This is a genomic window from Pseudotabrizicola alkalilacus (genome assembly GCF_003443995.1).
Lineage (GTDB): Bacteria > Pseudomonadota > Alphaproteobacteria > Rhodobacterales > Rhodobacteraceae > Pseudotabrizicola > Pseudotabrizicola alkalilacus.
This window is the reverse complement of record NZ_QWEY01000014.1, coordinates 21,880-41,545: the sequence shown is the minus strand read 5'-3', so window position 1 is coordinate 41,545 and position 19,666 is coordinate 21,880. Positions and strand designations below refer to the sequence as shown.

Here is a 19,666-nt window from a genome sequence, read left to right as displayed (position 1 = left end):
GCCCATGGGACATCCGCTGGATACAGATCTGACCGACGCCCGCCGCCAGTTGCTGGGTGCGCGCGATCTCTTCGCGCCGTCTGAACTCTTTCACGAGAACAGCAAGATCACTGCCTCCGCCGCGCATTTCACCATGAGTGCCGGCGCGCTTACCGTCGCGGCACGGGGGTTCAAGCGGTTCCAGCACGCGTTGCGCGAACCGCTGCCCCGGGCGGATCATGATCAGCTGGCAGACATCATCACCGCCCGGCGGTCATGCCGGACCTTCAACGGCGCGCCGATTGCCCTTTCGGACCTGTCAAGCCTCGCCTACCTCGCGATGGGCGCGCAGGGCGAAGGGCGGCGTTGCCTTCCCTCTGCCGGCGGGCTCTATCCGCTCGACCTCTATGTCGCCGTTGGGGCAGTCGACGGGCTGGCACCGGGGCTTTTGCATTACGACCCGCTCGAGCACACCCTATCCCGGCTCACCGAAACCGATCCGCTGCGCGCCATCCGCGACGCCGTCTTCATCCCCGAGGCACTCGACGGCGCGGCAGCGGTCTTCCTGATCACCGCTGTCTTCGGGCGGTCCAAGATCAAATATGGTGAACGCGCCTACCGCTTTGCCTTGATGGAGGCGGGACACGCCATGCAGAACTTGCTTCTTGCCGCCACCGACCGAGGCATGGGCAGCTGTCCCGTCGGCGGCTTCATCGACGACCGGTTGCACGACCTGATCGGCATCGATGGCGTGGAGGAAGCGGCGCTTTATGCCTGCATCGTCGGCCACCCGGCCTGATCACGCCGGCGAGGCATTCCGCTCGCGCAGCCGGGCCAGAACCGGGCCGGGCAGGAAATCCCCGCCCAGCAGGATTGCCATCCGCGATGCGACAAGGTCTTCGGCCACATCCTCGACCGGCCCGCCCGCCTGATCCTGCAGGAACGCCTCCACCAGCGCTGCAAGAGCCACCCGGTTCGCCTGTTCGCTGATAAAATGCCCCTCGTCGGGCAACACCGCCAGCGTGACCGGGCGGCCCGCCGCCGCCATCGCCCGGGCCTGCAAGAGCGGCACCCGCACGTCCTGTCGACCATGTATCATGAGAACGGGGCAGTGGATCGCCGCGACGTGCGCCAACGGCGAGCGGGCATCGAGCCATGCCCTTCCCTCGGCCGTCGCGGGGTCGGCCAACCGCTGGCGGATCATCGCGAACCAGCTTTGCCAGTAGGCCGGCACCAGCCCCGTCAGAAAGGGCGAAGGCAGGTCATCAAGCCTGCGCAGCGCCATCGGCGGCCCGTGGCGCATGTCCCCGTCGATCCGCATGCTAGTCCCCGGCAACCCGGCAAGAGGCGCCCCGTCGCGCATCCGGCGGATCACCGCGGCCAGCACCCGCTCGCCTTCGCCCCGCACGACAATGTCGGCCTCACCTGCTGCCAGCCAGGTCTCCGCTGCGGCAGGGGTGGCCACCTCTGGCCCGCCCACCACGATGGTCAGGTGCGAGAACACCCGCCGCACGATGCCCGCCAGCTCGCGCAGGGCGATGTGGCTCCACAGGTAGAGCGACAGGCCAAGGACCTGCAGTCGCTCTGCCTCGAGCCGGGCCAGAAAGCGCCAGATTTCAGCATTCTTGGACTCGTAATGCGACATCCGCGGCCAGTCGATGTCATGCAGGGCTGTGTCGCAATCGGCCAAGCCCGGGTCGGCCCGCAGAGCCGCCGCCAGACAATAGGCCGCCAGAGGAAACTCCAATGACAAGGACGCCAAGAGGACTTTCATGCCCTCTCCCGAAACTGCAAATGAAAGTGGGCAGAAGCGCAACGATCTGCTTGCGACCTGCCAGTAAACAACACTTCGCAAAACCGTAGGTTTTGCCCGACCGCCGCGTGAGTCAACACCATCGGGTCGCGAAAGGACCTCTTTTTCGGCTGACAGCGCTCTGATGATGTGACCGCCCCCCCGACGTAATCGCTGTGCCAAGGTGTGATGCTGCATCGTTGCAGAGGCGTTTATGCGCTCAACACCGCCGGGGTCGCTTTGACCACAGGCTCCCGTGCCATGTCAGAAATCAAACCTGGTGACGCATAATTTTGTCGAAAGCACGATGTCATCGTGGGTTGAGATGTTGGCCGGTCGAGGTCACTTCACGCCACTTTGAATCAGTGATCTGTCGGCACTGCTGATTGCCTTGGCCGCGCAGAGGGCACCCTGCGCGAAAGGGGGCGAAACAGTGCGGACAGCGCCAAGGCCAAAAGCAGTGTAAAGAGCACGGCAAAGAGGGTGTCAGACAGAAAGTGGCGACCGGCTGCGATACGCTGCGAGGCGACTGCCAGCGGCAGACACAGGGTGACAACCAGCAAAAGGATCGACACCATTTTGCTCATCCGCTTCCCTAGGTGAAAGCGGATGAGCAGGATCGCCAGCGCCGTCACGGTCGCGCCCGACACTTCTCCGGAGACGAACGAGCAGTTGCGCGCGCAGAAGTCGGCCAGTTCGTTTGGGGGGCTGAAATGCAAAGATCCGCCGAATTCGGTAACTTGCGTGGGCCTGACCCGGCCCCAGAGCGGTTTTGTCAGCATCTCGACCATCACGCCCGGACCAAGGGTGTAAAGAGCCACCACAAAGCCCCAGACGCGTGCCGGCAAAATCACCTCGCGACCGGCTGCCCCGAGAAACGTGCCGAAAACGGCGACGAGGCAAAGCAGAATGGACACGTTCCAGACGGCCATGCGCAGCGCCTCGGTCAGTGGATTGCCGTCAATCACGAACCCTTTTGAGTGATCGTAGAAGGCCTGTGAAACGCGAAGGTCGATTTCTGGCCAAATCGCGAAGACGGCGAAAGCGGTAAGAATGCAGGCAAGGATGAGTGCTGCCAGCCGGTCATCATGGGTAGTGGCAGAGAGGCTACTGAGTTCGCGGGTCTCGATGCGGTGCAGGTCAGACATTGCGGCCCCGGACATTTTGCATCCGGCGGACTGCGTGCCTCAGCCCGGCCAGGGGCAGGCATGCGATGGCCCAGCCCCAGAGAGCCCCGGCCATGGTTTGCCACAAGCTGTGGCGACCGGATTCGATCCGCGAGCCGCCGGTAAAGGCTGCTGCCGCAATCGCGGCGGCCTTTGTCACCGGATGGAGCGTGGAACAATGCTTGATCATTTGCACCGCTCCGAAAGTTGCAACCGCAGTGTGTCCGGATGGAAAGCCGTTCTGGCCACCGTCTGGGCGCAGGCTCATCGGCCTTTCGCCGATCAGATACTTGGGCCCCTTGATCCCGATCTGAAGCACGATAAACCGCCCCAGACTCTCGACAGTTTCACCGCGTGTCGCAGCGCAACCCAAGGCGATGAGGGGCAGGACAACCTGCAAGGTGCTTCCCATGCGCCGGTTGTCTGGGACTGTCACCAAAACCGTTAGAAGCAGAATGACAGCGATCAGAGCATCGGTTCGTCGGGCAAAGCGCCGATGCAGTGCAGCGCCGTTCTGGACGGCCGATTTTCGAAGGTCAGGTGACATCATTGGTCGGGCACCTTTGCAAAATCCTTGCGCGGTCAACCGACCGGCTGGACTGGTGCTGCCTGTAACCTTTGGTCGAGGCCAGTCGATCTGCACGAACTGACAGCGCGTCTGCACGAACGACCAAAGCAGAAGTTTGCTTCGGGCGCTTGACCCGCTAGCTTTTCGAAAAAGCAGCATGCGAGCAGGTTCACTTTGTCCGACAGATCACCCTTTCCGACGCTCGACCACCTTGCGGCGCAGATTGATCCCCGCAGTTCCTGGACCGGCTACCTGATTGCTGCGGGTGCGCTTCTGTCCATCGGGCTTGCGCTTACCGAGCCTTCGGCGTCGGACGGGTTTGATCTGCCAGCACGGCTTGTCTTTTGGCTGGCCCACGTGTCTTCGGCATTGGTCCTGTTCGAGCTGGCACAAATCTACCTTGGGCGGATCGCCTTGTTTGAGCGTTTGCCTCCGCTTGCGCTGATCGTGCTCGTCGGGGTGATGGGGGCACTTCTCTTTGCGATCTTCAATCTTTTGGTGCTGGACAGGGTTGTCTTCCTAACGGGCGGATTGATGGATCCCGAGCCGCTTTCGTTTTACGGACTGCTAGAGGAATTGCGCGACAGCGGGACGAAATCCGTTTTGTTCTGGGTGCTTTTGAACAGCCCCCGTCTGATCATCATCGCCCAGCAAACGGACACCGATGTCATAGACCAGCGGCCAACTCCTGATGCCGAGCAAGTTCCTGAAGATGCAGCCAATCAATCGGTCAACGCGGGAGGGCCCTTGCTTGACCTGCTCTCCCGGCTCCCGCGGCGTATCGGCACTGACATCGTCGCAATCTCGGCCGACCTGCACTACCTGCGGGTCTACACAACGGCTGGTGAGGCCTTGATCCTGATGTCCTTTGGCCGCGCTGTCGAAGCGCTCAGCGTCATCCCGGGCCAAAGGGTTCACCGCTCACACTGGGTTGCGCTGGCGCATGTCCTGTCGCTGGATAGCGACGGAGATCGGGTTCTTTGTCGGCTGAAAACTGGCGTGGAACTTCCTGTCAGCCGCACATATCGCACAAGATTGCGTGCTGGCCTTGCCACGTGGGACGAGCAACGGTTGCTGCAAGCCGCACAGAAAATGTCAGCGGTGCCGGACGCCACTTGATGGGACGATAGTGTCGGCAATCCTGAAAGAGCTGCCGCAACGATGAGCTTGGCTCCCTTGGTCCGTGCCTTTGAGCGCCAGCGATTTGGCTACCTGAATTTGCTACTTGATGGCCAAAGGTGAGAAGAGGCGGCCAATCAGCAACCTACCTCGAAGTTCGATCGGATCAACGTCAAGTGCGTGAAAGGCAATAAATGTCGACTGGACCTGCCCCTGATCATAGGGGCCGACACCAACGGCCTTATCGGCACGATCGCAGTGGCACAGGCAGAGGCACTCAGTTCACCGTGCGTTGAACGAGTGACCGTTCTCCCGGTTTCGCCGCGATCGCTTTGCTGAAGTGCCGTCAGGCAGCACTCCGCCCTGTGTGAAGGCAATGGCAGCACAGACGTGGTCGACCCAAAGCGGTTAGTCGCACAGCTTGGAGCGCCGCAGTGTAGCGACCCCAAACCGGCCACTCATGCTTGTCGCACGCGCCTGACGGGTCATGTTCCGGAAAGATTACCCGTCGGGTCAGTCCCGACCCCCACGTTCGTCAATGGGCCTCTCGCCGATACCCTCTACGACAAGCCGGACGATCTTCCGGATATCGGCCTCCTTGACCTCACCCTGCGGAAGCGCGCTCAGCATTGCCTGCCCATAGATCCCCAGAAGGATCAGCGCCATGAACCCGGCCGGTTCATCCTGTCGGATCCGCCCCTGCTGCTGACCCAGCGCGACAAGGTCACGCATCAGGCCCTGAAACGTCGGGCGGTCAGGCGGCGGCTCGGGTGACGGCCGCTCGCGGGGCGCCAGTGCAAGCCGGGCGAGGGCGGGGTTGGCAAGGCACCAGCGCGCGCTGTCGATGAGCACCATCTCGATCAGCGGCAGGGCATCGTCATTCGCGGCAATGCGAGCGCGGTAGCCGGAATCCGCCGCTTCGGCACGCGCGATCAGGCCGAGGGCGATGTCTTCTTTCGAGCGAAAGAGATTGTAGACGGTCTTGCGGGTCAGACCGGCGCAGGTGGCGATTTCCTCGACAGACGTGCCGTCGAACCCCGAGTGCCGGAAGGCCGCATCCGCAGCGTCAAGGATCTGGGCGCGTGAGCGGTCTTTGCGTTTCAGGCTTGCCATAAATACACTCTAGTATAATTTTATACGGCTGTAAATATTCTGGAGGGTGCTGTGCTGACCAAATTCGGCTCCGGTATCTGGATCTCTGACGGGCCGGTGGTGACCGCAGCCGCCGGCTTTCACTACCCCACCCGCATGGCCGTGATCCGCCTGACAAACGGCGATCTGGTGCTATGGTCTCCTGTGGCGCTGACCAATGAACTGCGCGCGGAGATTGAGGCTCTGGGCAGGATCCGCTATCTGATCGCGCCCAACAGCCTGCACCACACCTTCCTTGCCGACTGGCACCACGCCTTCCCGGAGGCCGGTGTCTTCGCGCCTCCTGGCCTGCGCGAAAAGCGCCCGGATATCCCCTTTACAGGCGAGTTCGGGTCCACCGCGCTCCCCGGCTGGGCAGGGGAAATTGACGTGGTGGTGGTGCGCGGCAACCGGATCACGACAGAGGCTGTGTTCTTCCATCGCGCCAGCCGGACCGCCCTGTTCACCGACCTGCTGCAGCAGTTCCCGCCCGGCTGGTTTACCGGCTGGCGGGCCCTTGTCGCCCGGCTTGACCTGATGGTGCGGACCGAGCCCACCGTTCCCCGTAAATTCCGTCTGGCCTTTACCGACCGAGCGGCGGCGCGCGAGGGGCTGCGTCAGATTCTGGAATGGCCCACCGGGAAGGTCCTGATCGCGCACGGCAAACCCGTCACCGAAGACGGGCAGGCCTTTCTCAAGCGTGCGTTCCGATGGCTGGTCCAGACCTGAGCGGATGAACCGGGACGGATCGATAGTAAGGCGCCGTAGGACCACCAAGCTGAGCGCTTGCTCCGGTATCCTCCTGTCCGGCACAGATCAGGTGCCGCAGCGCGTCAGGCGGCATTGCAACGGCCCTTGAGCTCTGATCAACCCCGATACCATGCCATGCAGCAGCGCTTCTGCATGCGCGTTCCCGTCACCAAGAAGTCACGCCACCCGGTTCGACGAATTGGCCAGAGGCATCACCGCCGAGCGCATATTGCACCGGAAGCCTCGCGCCTTCCTCCGGGGTCATGGTGCCACATCCGGTCAGGTCAGTCTTCACGAAACCGGGGGAAACGGAGTTGACCACGATTCCAGTGCCCTGCAGCGCCTGATGCAGCTGGATCGTCAGCATGTTCAGTGCCGCTTTGGAGGCGTTGTAGCCGATATACTGCTGCGAATAATAGGGCGCGGAGGGATCGCCATTCTGCGCCAGAGAGCCGAGCGAACTGGACAGGTTCACGATCCGGCCCGCCGGTGATTTACGCAGCAGCGGCAGCATGGCTTGGGTGACCGCCAGAGTGCCGATGAAATTGGTCTCCATCACCCTGCGCACCGCCGCGAGCGATGCCTTGCCCGGCACGCCATCGCCAAAATCGAAGTTCCCGGCATTGTTGACAAGGATATCCAGCCTGCCGTGTTTGCCGTCGATCTGCGCAGCGGCGGCCTCGGCGCTGTCCCAATCGTTGAGGTCGAGAGGAACGGCTTCTGCTGTCAGTCCCCCGGCGGCCAGATCTGCGATTGCCGCCTGCGCGCGGGTCTCGTCGCGAGATCCTATAATGACATGGACTCCGGCCTGCCCGAGCTGGCGGGCGATCTCCAGCCCGATCCCCTTGTTGCCGCCGGTGATCAGCGCGATGCGATTGTGGTTCATGGTCTTCTTCCTTTAAATGCTTCCGGCACTTAATATATGAAGGATCCTTCAGATCATGGATTCGCATTTGGCTGCTCGCACTCCCCCTCCGCTGTCCCCCCGGAAAAGACCGCGTCAGGCCCGGGCCGTGGTGACCGTTGACGCAATCTTCGAGGCGACCCTTCAGGTTTTGCTCGCCGAGGGGATGCGCCACCTGACCACCACCCGCGTCGCGGAACGGGCGGGTGTATCGGTCGGCACGATGTATCAGTATTTCCCGAACAAGCAGGCGCTGGTCTATGCGCTCAACGAACGGTCTCTGGAAACGCTGGCGGACAGGATCGAGGCCACCTGCCGTGCCTGTCACGCAGCGCCGGTCAACCGGATGGTCGAGGCCCTGATCGAGACCTACTGGCGCGCCAAGACCGAACGGCCTGAGGTGACACGGGCGCTCTATCGTTCGGTCGCCGAGATGGACAATACCGCGTTGATCGAGAGTTTTGCCCAACGCGTCGATGCCGCCACCACAGAAATGCTGGCCAGCGCGACCGATGCGACCTTTACGGATCTGCACATCGTCAACCTGACCCTGGTCACGGTGATCTTCGGCACGGTCCGCAATGCGTTCGAGCGGGGTGTGAGTGACGCCGTCAGCCACGCGCTGAAGCAGCAACTTCTGGAAATGTGCCTGGCATATATGCAGGCGGCGATGGCGTAGTCGGCCCATTGCCGACGGTCGCCAAAATTGTTTCAGATTGTTCAAGCAGACGGTCGGTTGTCAGTCTGAACCAATGCACCACGTCAATGGGATGTTGAAGACGCCGACAAGCAACGCGGATCTTTGCTGCTTTGCTCTTGGAACAGCCCCAGCGAGACGGATCCAAAATCTCTCCTCGGCGTTCAATCTTGAAATGGCTGATGAACCAATCCGCCATGGATAGCCCCGAAGCAGTCTTCTGTCCTGACTTGGATCAACGACAACCTGGTGGGACGGCGATAGAATCCGGAACTTGCGCATGAGAGTTCAAGGGGGCGTTATGCGACGACTATTCCTCGTAGTACTTCGAGCACTGATGGTCTTGCTGGCTTCGATTTCAATGATAAACGCCGATGAGTCCTCAGCATACAATCTGCGCACGGCAGAGTTCAAACTTTCCGCAGATTGGCAAGTCATCTACAGTCGCCGGGATCAGCAGTTTGATTTCGTAAGCCCGGATGGCCGATACGAGCTTTGGGCGCGTTGGTGGTTCCCGGATGAACCACTGTTGGGTTTTGACGATATTATTCGCCATGAAACGCGCGTTCTGGCGGGCCAAGAAGCCCTGTTTCGCCATATCGAAGGCGGCGACTCTCGCAGTCTGGAACTCGCCTTCCTTAAAAAGGACGCAGAGGGCGAGATATTTCTTTGGCAGCTTCACTCCAAAAGCACGCCTTTGGTGGAACATGAGGCCATGTTCAACTCACTTTTGGCGGGCTTGACCATCGACGGTCTGCCAATCCAAACGGCCAATGGGCTTGAGGCGGCCGCTCCGACTCTGCGGGTGCAGGGCGAGATGTTTCGTGATCCGCAAGGGGCCTTTAGTTTGCCCGTGCCTCAGGGCTGGACGGTGCAATCTACGACTTCAGCCGGGGTGCAGCAAGCAGTTGCGGTCAGCCCGGCAGGGGATGCCTTGCTGTTGGCCGCAGCGGCCAACCCTGATCGTGGTATGACTGCGGCGCAGGTTCTGGATGAATATCTGGGCATCCTTTACCGTGACTCGCTGATCGTGAAGTCCATCGAGAACGAAGCTTACCCCACAGTCGACGGATCGACGGTCCATGCGGTCGACACCATAGCCAAGGTCTTTCCGATCAACGGCGTCGAATTAGGCTATGCGCGCGGGCGGGTCTGGATTTGCCAGTCCACCGACGAAACCGGTGGGCGTGCACCCTTTTTGATCGTCACGATCCGCGCCGAAACGGCCGCGCAGGATATCATCGACAGCCTGGCACAGATGGCGGCAGGTTTCAGCTTTGATGTCAGCGCAGGGCAGGACACAATCAATGATGCGGCAGCTGCGGTTGAGGCAGGCGCCACGCAGGCCCAAGCCGCTGACATCGTGGGAACTGCCCCTGCGGCAAAAGGTTTACTGTTTGACGGGAAAGCCATCTCGGGACTTTTGCCGATTGCCTTCGCCTCTGTCATCTTCGAGCAAAATGCCCGGCTGACCGGTAATGAGATAGTTTTTGATTTTCCGGATAATCAGGGCTGGGCCAAGCTGGGTCTTGCCACCCCCAGCGCTGTGGTCGCAATGCCTGCGCGCGACAGCGTCATGACCCAGCGCATCACCGCCATCATTGATGCTGACAAAAGCACCGGCATTTCGCTAGCTTTTTCACCGCTGGCAGAGGCAGGCAATGACCCCGATGAAGTTGCTGATCTGAAGCTGCACCTCAGCACAGCAGGGGACGGGATTGGCAAACTGGAGGTGTCCACCCAAGAGCCTGCTCAAACCGTCAATATGAGTTTTTCCTGGCCCAAGGGGGAAGCCGTTCTGCATGTCTTGTTGCGGCCAGATCAGGTGATTGATGTTCGCGACGGCACCGGAACCCAGTTGGGCGAGGTAGCGTTGGACGCCGATTTCGCAGGCCGCCAATGGGCGCTGCAAACCTTCTTGCAGGTCCCGACCAAGAACCGCGCCGCCTCGTTGGTTCTAAAGCGGCTGTCGTTTGACACCATTCCTTTTGACGTCGCCCCCAAGGTTGATGAGATCGCCGAAGGCCCGCGTTCTGTCGTGATTTTTGATGGCAGAGCCTTTGGCGAGATTTGGGTGCCAGTCTCGCGCCGAAATGGTGAAGTTGCCAAATTTCTGCGCCTGTCTGACGGCGCCTTGCGGGTTGGCTGGGCCGCCGACGACAACGGGTTATGGACCGGAATTGCAACGCCCGAAGCGGCGCTGTGGCTTGACCGGTTCACCGGCGTTGCCGAAGCGCGCATTGATGTTGCGCTGGATGGCGCTGCGTCCAAGGATTTTGAGATCGCCCTGCAAAGCGCCTACAGCCTGCCCGGCAATCTCAGCGGCAACAACTCTTATGTGCTTCGGTTTACTGGGCAGGAAGACGGCACATACACGGTTCTCAGTGCGCTGCGATCACAGGAAAAAGACGGGATTTCGGCCACCGGCCTGGCCGTGATACCAGATCGGCTTGCGTTGATCCTGACACCTGATGGTGTTCGGCTGGAGGGCGCAGGCTTGCCCGAGAGCGTGCTTGCATTTCCGGAAATTCAGGAAGGGGCCGGGTTTCGGATTGCCATTCACGCCATGGCCTCGATCTCCGGCGATGCGGCCTTGGTTCTGCGTGGTGTGCGGACATCGTTGCATCCCGGTGAACCCCTCGGCTTTGGCAAGCCCGCCGATGGCGTCGAACCTTTGCCCATGCGCGTCTTTTTCGATGGGCAGATCACGCAAAACTGGGAGGGGAAATCGGTTGGAAATGCGGTGTTTGCTGATCTGGCAGTGCAAAACTCCGATGGGCTAACGCTTCGGCGGCGCGACCCGGTTCCCGATTGGAGCCGTATCGCTCTGGTCGGGTCAGAATTGGTGGCAAATCTGGACTACCGCATTGACACCACCCCATATGAGGTGCTGGTCAAACTGGACCCGGCGGCGGGCCTTGGCACCCGGATTTACCTGCATTCAAATGCAGCGGACCATGAGGCCGGCGCTGAGACTGTCGTAACGCTGCGAGAGTTGCGCAGCGGCCCTCAGAGGGGCGGGCTAGAGGTGCAACTGCACACCGGCCATTTTTCATATGACCGATGGCGCCGTGTTTTGCCCGCAGATCAATGGCGCACCGGCTGGGATGGCTCGCTGCGTTTGCGCATAGGGCCGAACTGGATTGCTCTGGGCCTCGGCGACCACTGGTTAATGCGGGGGGGGCCAAGATTGGCCACAGAGATGATGATGGCAATCGTCCCCGGCGGTTCCGGCAATACCGATGGCGGCAGCGTCACGCTGCATTCGGTTTCCGGTGGCTGGGTGACCCCGGACGGCATGACCGGCGTTGAACGCATGCGGCTTTCCGAGACAGAGGACTTTGATCCCGACCGCTTTCTTGATCTTCTCACGACCGAAACCGGAGTATCCGACCAATGACACGCCGCGTTCAATTCCTTAAGGCATCAAAGGCCGTTTCGGTTGTCATGGCGCTGGCATGTGCCGCCCCGCTTTTGGCACAAACCGCAGATCCGGGCAGTATCTGGTCCTTCCCCACCACCCCCGACCAGCCCCAGACCGGCGATGGCACGGCGCAGTTGGACATGCTGCCGATCGACAAAGAGCGGCTTCTGATCGACGCCAAACTGAAATCCTTGGCAGAGCAAAACCTGATGACGGCGCGGATCAACGATATCTCGTCTTATTCAAATGACACTGTTATGGGCCTCAGCGCAATCTTGAGCGAGAGCGACGATCCATGCACGCAGGCCGTTCGTGCGGCGGTCTATCTGGATGGACATCTGGCCGAAGCCGATTGGACAGAAGTCGGGAAAGGCTATCTTGATCGCCCGGTGACCTTGGCGCTTGAAACTGTCCTGATTTTCGTGACGCCGGACGTTCCAGGCCAATTGTCTGATGTCACAAGCAGTGTGCGCGCCCTAAGCAATAGCCTCAATGTCGTCAGCAAAGTGTTGAACGGCTATGATGCCTATAAGAACGCCAATAAACACTATGCTGAAACCCAGCTGATCCGGGACGGAGTGGCCACCAACGAGATCGTTCAACAAGCCGCACGGGGCAACTGGACCGAGGCAGATCTTACGCGGGAACGGCAAGCCCTGCTGGTCTCTGCACAATCCAAGGCCGAGGAGATGCTGGCCTTGCAGACCCGCATCAGCGACGGCCTGAAAGAGGTCGACACACGCTATGAAGAAGCCGTGCAGATAGCAAAATATGAACTAGAGCGGGAAGTCGCCCGGCTAAGTGGGAACAATCCCGACAGTCCGATGAACAGCCTGCTGAATCTGAATGACTATCCGGCGGCGACACGGGCTTACGATAACAAGATCGACGCGGCCGGAGCTGTGAGGGCGCAAGAGCATCAAGAAGTCGTTGAGCGGTCTTATCAGAGAATGCGCGAAGCCCAGTTCGCTACCGAAAAGGCGCTGGCGCAAGTAGAGGCGCTGGCGCGCTATTCAGCGCCTTTGGCGCGGGGTGAGTGCAGTAAGATCCGCCGTGACGGTCCGATTGCCAAACCGACCACCAAGCCCGACGCCGTAAGCGAAGTTCTCAAGCTGCCCGATGACAAGCTGATGATATTTCTGAAAAGTATCGGCCTGACCCCTTCGGCGGATTTGATGAATTGCGTCTGCCGCAGCGCGGGATACGGCAGTTCGGGCACATCACAATACTACCACCCCGACACCATTGGCACTTATGACAAGCGCTATTCCTGTCAGCAGCCCGGCCCGCCCTGTATCGTCGCAGGGTTTGGCTGTAGCCGCTATCCTTTGCCGTCGGACAAAGACATCTGGACCAACTGCGGCAAAAGCGCGGGCCAGGATGTTCCCGCGGCTATCAACCAAGCCGTAAAAGCGCGTCAGCAACAAGACTAACGCGGCAGAGAACGGGCCTTCGGCCGATCGAGCTTCCGACCGGCCCTTCGCGCAGCAACAAGACCTTGGAGGAACCCTGATGAACCGCCTTTTGCTTTCTCTTGCTTTTTTGCTGTCGTTCGCCGCCGCCCCGTTTTCAGCAGCTCTGGCGCAAAGCCATATTGCGCAAACCCCCGCTCCGGCCAATTGGGGGCAGACCGACTTGTCGGGCATACAGGTTTTCACGCCCCCCGGATGGAAGGAGGTAGAACGCCGCGACGATGTCGTTACATTCTTTGGCGGTGACGTGGCCACACGCTCCGGCCCCGGATTTACGCTTCGGCTGGAAATCGATCCGATGCAAATGCTTAAGGGGGATGACTTTCAGGATCTGGGTGTCGTCACCTTCGACAATGGTGCGCTGTTCCATCGCTATGGCGTCAGCGTGACCCCCGAAGCGGGCCTGACCATTGCGGGTGAATTTCTGGTGTCGTCGGTGCCTTTGGTGAACGGCAAGTTTCTGATGGCCGGGGCACTTGGCTATAACGTCAGCCTTGAGGAGTCTCGCGCGGTCTTTGATATGACTTTCGCGGCTCTTGGCATACCTGCACCGGGGGTTGCAGTCCTGCAAACCGCTTTGAACGGTGCCTTTGACTATGTAATGCCCGAGGGCTGGGAAACCGGAAGCTATGACGATGCCGAGGCTCTGATCCTTGACCAAGACGGCGGTCAAGGCAAAGTGACCCTGATGCGTTTTGCGGTGGACGGTGCTGGAAGTTATCGCAGCGGGCTTTATCATCCCGACGACATCACAGCGGTTCCGGTGATGTTTCTGGGCCATCCTGCTCTGTCTTATGAGTGGAAGGTGACGTCCAAACACTACAGTGACGGTCGCGACAGCTTGGAGCTGCGGCGGTTGTTCGTCTTTGAAACCTGCCTTGCGAACGGCGATACCGGGGCGGTCGAAGTGACAGGAATGCCCGATTTTCACACCAACGGCCCAGTAATGCGCTTGCTGGATCAAATGGTCTTTGCGCCGGACGGGGCCTTGGGCGCGCCTTGCCGTGCCAATGATCTGCCCGACGGTGCGCCCTTGGCAGCCCCCCTCAAAGGTCGCCCAAACGCAAGCGGCTTTACCTTGTGGATTGCCCCCCACACCGCAGAGGACAGCTGGCGCAATGAGGTCATGGGCAATGTCAGCCTCAATCTGCCAGAAAGCTGGACCGGAGCAGACGGGGTGTGGATGTCCTCGCGGGGCGAATACCAACTCACCCTCTTTCAAACCCACGACGCCCCGGTGCCTTTGACAGAACCGGCCGAGTTGCGCCTGCCCGATGGCACGCGGTTCTTCCTTAGCACGATCCCGGACGGCACAAGGGCTGTGTCCGCTGCCCCCATCGACGCCGAAGGCTATTTGGTGATCGAGGTCACGGGCAGCCAGATGGACGGTGTCGGCGTTGTCGATGTTCTTGGCACGATCCGGCTGCCAGCCATCACCCCGGCTACTGCCCAGTCCGGGCCACAAACCGTCTTGGAGGATCTTGCGACGGTCGTCGTACCGCAAGGCTTTGATCTGACGGTGACAGAGAACAGCGCAACCCTGACAGCGCAGGATGGCCGTGGCTTTCTCGCGCTGGCCCGTGGCGCCGATCTGCTGCCGCCCGAAGGTTGGATCATTCATATCCCGGAAGGCCAGCATGGATCCTATGCCGCAGGCAATATGCGCGATTGGTCCGAATACGGCTGGAAAGGGACCACGCCCGATTTCAAGGATGATGGAGCGCCGGACAAGGGCTGGTATTTCCTGAACATCCTGCGCGAATGCCTGGCGAACGGCGAACCGATTGCCTTTGTCTGGGGCGGAACATCACGGTTCACTGGCGGCGAAACTCTGTTGCAGGCCCGCAATGCGTTCACCTTCAACTGGCCCGATGGCATGATAGCCTGCGATCCGGTCGTCGAAGCTGCCAGTTTAGCCACCTCAGACCAGCCCGAAGCCCCATCCGCCGAGGCTTCTGCACCGGTTGAAGACTCGATTGACGCCGCTGCCGCACTGGCAGAGCCAGAAGCCGCCGATGACTGGCTTGGTAAAGTGCCATCTGCCGCCTTGCCTTCGCCCGCGACGGAATCTTTGGCAGGCCGTTGGCAAGAGCCACCCCAGACGATTGCCCCGATGGGAAACAGTGCGGCGGAACCGCTTGATGCCACCCAGCCCGAAATGCCGGGCGCGCCAGTTGCGACAGACTTGCCGCCAGCGCCTCCGGCATCCGCAAACCCGGCTGTTGATCGCGATCGCTTTACGCCGCTGGATGGTGGCTATTCCACCTATCAAAATGACCGCTACGGCACATTCATTTCCTACCCTTCCACATATTTCCAGTCCGAACCCGCACCAGACAGCGGAGATGGACGCCGCTTTGCTTCAGTCGACGGCACAGCGCGGTTTTATGTCTTTGCGCAATACAACGCGCTGGGGCAAAGTCAAGCCGAGCAGATCGCCCAAGACAAAGCCGATCCCGCGCGTGGCCATGCCAGCTACGAACGCGTCGGGGCAGGTTGGTATGTGCTATCGGGCATCACCGGGGACGACATCTATTACCGCCGCGTGATCGAGGATATGAACGGTCTGATTCAGGTGTTTGAAATCACCTATCCCCTTGCCAAAAAAGCCGACTTTGACAAAGTTGTCGCCTATATGGCCGACAGCTTTGGTCCCGGTTCAGACATGACCTCCGGGTTACCATCCGAGAACGCCCTAACTTCTGCGCAGCAAGACCCCGTATCTCTGAATATCGGATGGTGGGTTGTGGTGGGAACCTTCCCCGCCGAACCAAGCCAACGGCAAACGGCTGACTTTGTCAGTATCCAATCCCTTGGCGCCCGCTGCAATCTTGTCCCATTCAACGATCTGTCTGGAAAATTTCAAGGCTTCAAGCCGGGCTTCAACGTCTTTGTTCTGGGCGCCTATGACAGCAAAGCCAAGGCCACCGAAGTGCTGCAAGAGGCACAGGCATGCTATCCGGATGCCTATGTAAAATACGCAGAATACCTAGGGGAATGAGTGATCATCGAACCGCAAGACCAACAGTTGCGCTGACCTGCCACGGGATTTTTCCTCCATCTGTGACTAGAGTCCGGCCCATGGAGAGGACGGACGATGAAGAAGGCACGACTGACGGAAGAGCAGATCATTGGCATCCTGCAGGAGCACCAGGCGGGCGCGAAGTGTGCCGATCTCTGCCGCAAACACGGGATGTCGGAGGGCACGTTCTATGCCTGGAAGGCGAAGTATTCCGGGATGACGGTGTCTGAGGCCAAGCGGCTGAAGGCGCTCGAGGACGAGAACGGCAACCAATCGGTGCGCGAGCTGCGATGGAACCGGTCGGCTTCGGGAAAGTAGAGCGGCAGGTAGTGGGTCAGGATGCCGGGCCACAGCTCGGTCTTGGACCGCGACACGGCATCATGTGTCTTTGACAATTCCTGAATGTCGTTCGTGCCGGCCACCATCGGGTCTTGGAAGATCTGCACCGCGCCGATCTGCAGCATGTGCAGGATGACCTGAGCATCCTTCGGATCGTTCTTGTCCCAGCTGTTGTGCAGGGCTTCCCGCGTCCTGGCCAAAGCGACCGAAGACACGAGCTTCAGGTCGAACCCGGCGACACCCAGATGATACATCAGCACGCGATGATAGTTGCCGCCAAGCCCATGGTTTGGCCTTCAAAGCCGATCCGGACGGGCAGGCCGTATTCTCGCAAGATCGCGATGAGCCGCATGTAATCTTCGGTGCTGTTGGTGATCGTCAGGCGCCGCCGGCGTGTCTTGCCGGGAACGGCGATCAGCACCTCATGCCGATGTTTGGAAATGTCCCCTCTCGCGCATGCACGCATGCGCTGCCGGACAGCGGATGCCTACCAGAACACGGGCATCCGAAGCATGCTCAACCTTGGCCATGGCCGGTCTCCTCTGTGGTGTGGTTCGCAAAACCACCATAGAGATCCGAGACCCGGTTATGGCCGCCTGCTGCGCAATTTTGGAGGCTGCGCAGGCGGCCATAACCTTCAACAGCGAGCTATTCCCAACATGCTATGGAACCGAGTTCACTTCGAACGCAATCCTGAAGTGGTGCGCCGAGCACAAGGTCGAATGGCACTACATCGCGCCAGGCAAGCCGATGCAGAACGGCTTTGTCGAAAGCTTCAACGGCAGGATGCGGGACGAGTTTCTGAATGAGACGCTGTTCCGCAACCTCGCCCATGCCCGCGACCTGATCGCGGCTTGGGTCACCGACTACAATACCGAAAGGCCCCATTCGGCCCTCGGCTACCAGACCCCCGCAGGCTTCGCCCTGCACCTGACCACCGCAATCGCCCGTCCTGCTGCACGCGATGAAAGTTCCGCCCGCCGAGCGATTGCTAAACCCACGCCGAAGGGCGTAAATCAGCTACTGGCTCCGGTCGCGGCTGGATGAAAGTTCAGTGGCAGGTCAGGCCGACAAAGCTCGCAAGATTGGCATCCCGGTCTATCGTATGGAGACGGGCAGCGCGTGAGCGCTGCCTACTGCCGACTGGGTCCTGAATCGACGCCGAGAACTCCACGCTCTTCTACTATACATTGCCGAGTCAGGAGTGCGGCAGTTTTGGGCGCCTAGCCGCAATTCTGCGTGTGCCATTTGCCGAAGCGCTCAAGTGTCTCGGGATCTGTCGGTGGGTAAAGACCAATTATTGGAATGCCCCTGTTAACTTCGTCCAAAACAAAGGCTTCGAACAATTCCATCTCGACACTTTCAGCGGCGATGGTGTCGGCCAGATGACGGGGGATAATCATCACGCCGTCTCCGTCGCCCATCACTATATCACCAGGATAGACCGCAACACCGCCGCAGGCGACCGGCAGTCCGATATCCACGGCATGATGTTTCGTCAGGTTCGTCGGCGCTGATGGTTTGGCGGCAAAGACCGGCATACAGAGCGCGCCAGCACCTGTGGCATCACGTATTCCGCCATCGGTTACAACGCCCGCCGCTCCGCGCACCTGCATGCGCGTCAGAAGGATGGACCCGGCAGACGCAGCAGATGCATCCTGACGGCAATCCATGACCAGAACCGCACCCACGGGGCATTCTTCTACGGCCACGCGCTGTGGATGATCCGGTTCTCGAAAGGCATCCAGCGGGTCGGTGTCGGGTCGGGTCGGAATATACCGCAGAGTATAGGCCGGTCCAACCATGGTGGGCTTGCCAGCGGCCAATGGTGCGACCCCTTGAACATAGGCATTGTGATACCCGCGCTTGAACAACAGCGTGGCAACCGTTGCCGTGCTGGCCCGCGACAGCAGTAAAAGGGATTCCGGGCGCAGAGGAATGCTTTCGGCAGGCTGCGGATTGGGCATTTTCAGATCCTCTGATGGAAGGGCGATGACGGGCAGGCCGCGCGATTATTGTCGGAGATGCGCAGGCCGGATGAGTCCGGCCTGCCCCTTTGGCCACGGCTTCAGGAAAACCGCATGTTCAAGAAAACAGCATGCCGCCGTTGATGTCGATGTTGGCCCCGGTGATAAAGGCCGAGTCGTCGCAGGCCAGAAACAGAACCAGATTGGCGGCATCTTCGGGCACGCCCTGTCGTTTCACCGGGGCTGCAGCCTCGAACCCGCGGCGGGCGGCATCCGGAGTATGGATGTTGTGAAAATCGGTATCAATCATGCCGGGGCAAAGGCCGTTTACCCGGATCTCAGGCCCCAGTTCCTTGGCAAGGCCACGGGTCATGGTCATGACCGCCCCCTTTGAGGTGGCATAAGCGATGGCCCCGGCGCCGCCACCGTCACGTGCGGCCTGACTGGCAATGTTGACGATGGCACCCGAGGTCATGTGTGGCAGGCAGGCCTTGATGGTCAGGAATGTGCTGGTCAGGTTCAGGTCCATCACCGCCTGCCAATGCTCCAGCGACATCTCGGCAATGGTCTTGCGGGCGATCAGGCCGCCTGCGTTGTTGACCAGCACATCAATCGAGCCGAAGGCTTCGACCGTTCTGGCGACCAGTTGCGCCACATCCTCAGGCTTGTTCAGATCGCCCTGAACCGCAATGGCATTGCCGCCCGCCGCCTTGATGCGCGCGATGGTATCCTCGGCTCCGGCACTGCTGGCGAAATAATTGATCGCCACGTTCGCCCCTTCGGACGCCAGTTTGAGCGCGCAGGCCTGCCCGATGTCGCGGCCCCCGCCGGTGACGATCGCCGTTTTTCCCCGAAGTTTCATGATCTGTCCTTGTGGTTGGTGACCGCGCGTCGCGCGATCAAAGTAAGCTCTGCCCGGCGGGAATCAGGAGAATCCCGCCGAGGATGATTGTGTGTGCCGTCTTGCCGCGCGGCCTTGGTTAGCCGAGGAAGTCTGTGCGGCAGGGGGTGAAGATATCCAGCAGCACCCCCGCCTCCAGGCAGACGGCCCCGTGTTCGATGTGCGGCTGCTTGTAGGTCGAGTCCCCGGCGGTCAGCACCTGTGTGGTGTCGCCGATCGTGAACTCGAAGCGGCCTGACAGGATGTAGGTGATCTGCTCATGCGGATGGCTGTGCAGGGCACCGACAGCGGCAGTGTCAAAGTGGACCTCCACGCACATCAGGTTGTCATTGTGGGCGGTGACCTTTCGCTTGATGCCGCCGCCCAGGTCGACGAGCGTGCTCTCGGTCCCGGCGAAATAATTCATGACTCCCATCGGGATTCTCCTTGGTGTCT

At 60.5% G+C, this 19,666-nt stretch carries 15 protein-coding genes and 1 pseudogene; 8 read left to right on the top strand and 8 right to left on the bottom strand.

Annotated features, from left to right (window positions below; translation table 11 throughout):
- Positions 1–4: 4 nt before the first annotated feature.
- A complete protein-coding gene (locus D1012_RS19255) occupies positions 5–778 on the top strand; it encodes a SagB/ThcOx family dehydrogenase (protein ID WP_118155763.1) in 774 nt (257 codons plus the stop codon).
- On the opposite strand, the gene D1012_RS19250 is transcribed toward D1012_RS19255, so the two are convergent.
- From D1012_RS19250 to D1012_RS19240, 3 genes are all read right to left on the bottom strand, one after another.
- Complete coding sequence (locus D1012_RS19250; RefSeq protein ID WP_158569401.1) at positions 779–1,753, bottom strand: cobalamin-dependent protein; 975 nt, start codon at positions 1,751–1,753, stop codon at positions 779–781. It abuts the gene before it with no gap.
- Between the two features lie 380 nt (positions 1,754–2,133).
- Positions 2,134–2,919, bottom strand: coding sequence for a phosphatase PAP2 family protein (locus tag D1012_RS19245; protein WP_158569400.1), 786 nt, complete (start codon positions 2,917–2,919; stop codon positions 2,134–2,136).
- The gene (locus tag D1012_RS19240; protein WP_118155760.1) at positions 2,912–3,664 is read right to left on the bottom strand and encodes a phosphatase PAP2 family protein; all 753 of its coding nucleotides are present in this window, start codon (positions 3,662–3,664) and stop codon (positions 2,912–2,914) included. Before D1012_RS19240 ends, D1012_RS19245 begins: the two co-directional genes overlap by 8 nt.
- Positions 3,665–3,679: 15 nt before the next feature.
- Between D1012_RS19240 and D1012_RS19235 the strand changes: the two genes are divergently transcribed.
- A complete protein-coding gene (locus D1012_RS19235) occupies positions 3,680–4,624 on the top strand; it encodes a LytTR family DNA-binding domain-containing protein (protein ID WP_118155759.1) in 945 nt (314 codons plus the stop codon).
- Positions 4,625–5,137: 513 nt separating this feature from the next.
- Here D1012_RS19235 and D1012_RS19230 read toward each other — a convergent pair.
- Positions 5,138–5,737, bottom strand: coding sequence for a TetR/AcrR family transcriptional regulator (locus D1012_RS19230; protein ID WP_118155758.1), 600 nt, complete (start codon positions 5,735–5,737; stop codon positions 5,138–5,140).
- A 51-nt stretch (positions 5,738–5,788) separates the two neighbouring features.
- Here D1012_RS19230 and D1012_RS19225 point away from each other — a divergent pair, with 51 nt between their 5' ends.
- A complete protein-coding gene (locus tag D1012_RS19225) occupies positions 5,789–6,484 on the top strand; it encodes a DUF4336 domain-containing protein (RefSeq protein ID WP_118155757.1) in 696 nt (231 codons plus the stop codon).
- 187 nt (positions 6,485–6,671) lie between these two features.
- On the opposite strand, the gene D1012_RS19220 is transcribed toward D1012_RS19225, so the two are convergent.
- Positions 6,672–7,391, bottom strand: coding sequence for an SDR family oxidoreductase (locus D1012_RS19220; protein WP_118155756.1), 720 nt, complete (start codon positions 7,389–7,391; stop codon positions 6,672–6,674).
- Between the two features lie 130 nt (positions 7,392–7,521).
- Between D1012_RS19220 and D1012_RS19215 the strand changes: the two genes are divergently transcribed.
- From D1012_RS19215 to D1012_RS23335, 5 genes and pseudogenes are all read left to right on the top strand, one after another.
- Entirely contained in the window at positions 7,522–8,088 is a 567-nt protein-coding gene (locus tag D1012_RS19215; protein ID WP_233517192.1) for a TetR/AcrR family transcriptional regulator, read from the top strand.
- Between the two features lie 319 nt (positions 8,089–8,407).
- Positions 8,408–11,506, top strand: coding sequence for a hypothetical protein (locus D1012_RS19210; RefSeq protein WP_158569399.1), 3,099 nt, complete (start codon positions 8,408–8,410; stop codon positions 11,504–11,506).
- Entirely contained in the window at positions 11,503–12,963 is a 1,461-nt protein-coding gene (locus tag D1012_RS19205; RefSeq protein ID WP_147335748.1) for a hypothetical protein, read from the top strand. The genes D1012_RS19210 and D1012_RS19205 overlap by 4 nt, the downstream gene beginning before the upstream one ends.
- A 79-nt stretch (positions 12,964–13,042) precedes the next feature.
- A complete protein-coding gene (locus tag D1012_RS19200; protein WP_118155752.1) occupies positions 13,043–16,003 on the top strand; it encodes a hypothetical protein in 2,961 nt (986 codons plus the stop codon).
- Positions 16,004–16,099: 96 nt separating this feature from the next.
- A pseudogene (locus D1012_RS23335) lies at positions 16,100–17,410 on the top strand (integrase core domain-containing protein).
- 176 nt (positions 17,411–17,586) lie between these two features.
- Here the strand turns inward: D1012_RS23335 and D1012_RS19180 are convergent.
- The 3 genes from D1012_RS19180 to D1012_RS19170 all read right to left on the bottom strand — a co-directional run bounded on the left by D1012_RS19180 (position 17,587) and on the right by D1012_RS19170 (position 19,646).
- The gene (locus D1012_RS19180; RefSeq protein WP_118155751.1) at positions 17,587–18,330 is read right to left on the bottom strand and encodes a ribonuclease activity regulator RraA; all 744 of its coding nucleotides are present in this window, start codon (positions 18,328–18,330) and stop codon (positions 17,587–17,589) included.
- A gap of 118 nt (positions 18,331–18,448) precedes the next feature.
- Entirely contained in the window at positions 18,449–19,192 is a 744-nt protein-coding gene (locus D1012_RS19175) for an SDR family NAD(P)-dependent oxidoreductase (RefSeq protein WP_118155750.1), read from the bottom strand.
- Between the two features lie 118 nt (positions 19,193–19,310).
- The gene (locus D1012_RS19170; RefSeq protein WP_118155749.1) at positions 19,311–19,646 is read right to left on the bottom strand and encodes a cupin domain-containing protein; all 336 of its coding nucleotides are present in this window, start codon (positions 19,644–19,646) and stop codon (positions 19,311–19,313) included.
- Between the last annotated feature and the right edge of the window lie 20 nt (positions 19,647–19,666).

What these genes read in the sequence shown, in the direction of transcription:
- D1012_RS19255 (WP_118155763.1), top strand. Translation starts at nt 5, where the DNA reads ATGGGACATCCGCTGGATACAGATCTGACCGACGCCCGCCGCCAGTTG.
- D1012_RS19250 (WP_158569401.1), bottom strand. Translation starts at nt 1,753, where the DNA reads ATGAAAGTCCTCTTGGCGTCCTTGTCATTGGAGTTTCCTCTGGCGGCC.
- D1012_RS19245 (WP_158569400.1), bottom strand. Translation starts at nt 2,919, where the DNA reads ATGTCTGACCTGCACCGCATCGAGACCCGCGAACTCAGTAGCCTCTCT.
- D1012_RS19240 (WP_118155760.1), bottom strand. Translation starts at nt 3,664, where the DNA reads ATGCTGCTTTTTCGAAAAGCTAGCGGGTCAAGCGCCCGAAGCAAACTT.
- D1012_RS19230 (WP_118155758.1), bottom strand. Translation starts at nt 5,737, where the DNA reads ATGGCAAGCCTGAAACGCAAAGACCGCTCACGCGCCCAGATCCTTGAC.
- D1012_RS19220 (WP_118155756.1), bottom strand. Translation starts at nt 7,391, where the DNA reads ATGAACCACAATCGCATCGCGCTGATCACCGGCGGCAACAAGGGGATC.
- D1012_RS19210 (WP_158569399.1), top strand. Translation starts at nt 8,408, where the DNA reads ATGCGACGACTATTCCTCGTAGTACTTCGAGCACTGATGGTCTTGCTG.
- D1012_RS19205 (WP_147335748.1), top strand. Translation starts at nt 11,503, where the DNA reads ATGACACGCCGCGTTCAATTCCTTAAGGCATCAAAGGCCGTTTCGGTT.
- D1012_RS19200 (WP_118155752.1), top strand. Translation starts at nt 13,043, where the DNA reads ATGAACCGCCTTTTGCTTTCTCTTGCTTTTTTGCTGTCGTTCGCCGCC.
- D1012_RS19180 (WP_118155751.1), bottom strand. Translation starts at nt 18,330, where the DNA reads ATGCCCAATCCGCAGCCTGCCGAAAGCATTCCTCTGCGCCCGGAATCC.
- D1012_RS19175 (WP_118155750.1), bottom strand. Translation starts at nt 19,192, where the DNA reads ATGAAACTTCGGGGAAAAACGGCGATCGTCACCGGCGGGGGCCGCGAC.
- D1012_RS19170 (WP_118155749.1), bottom strand. Translation starts at nt 19,646, where the DNA reads ATGGGAGTCATGAATTATTTCGCCGGGACCGAGAGCACGCTCGTCGAC.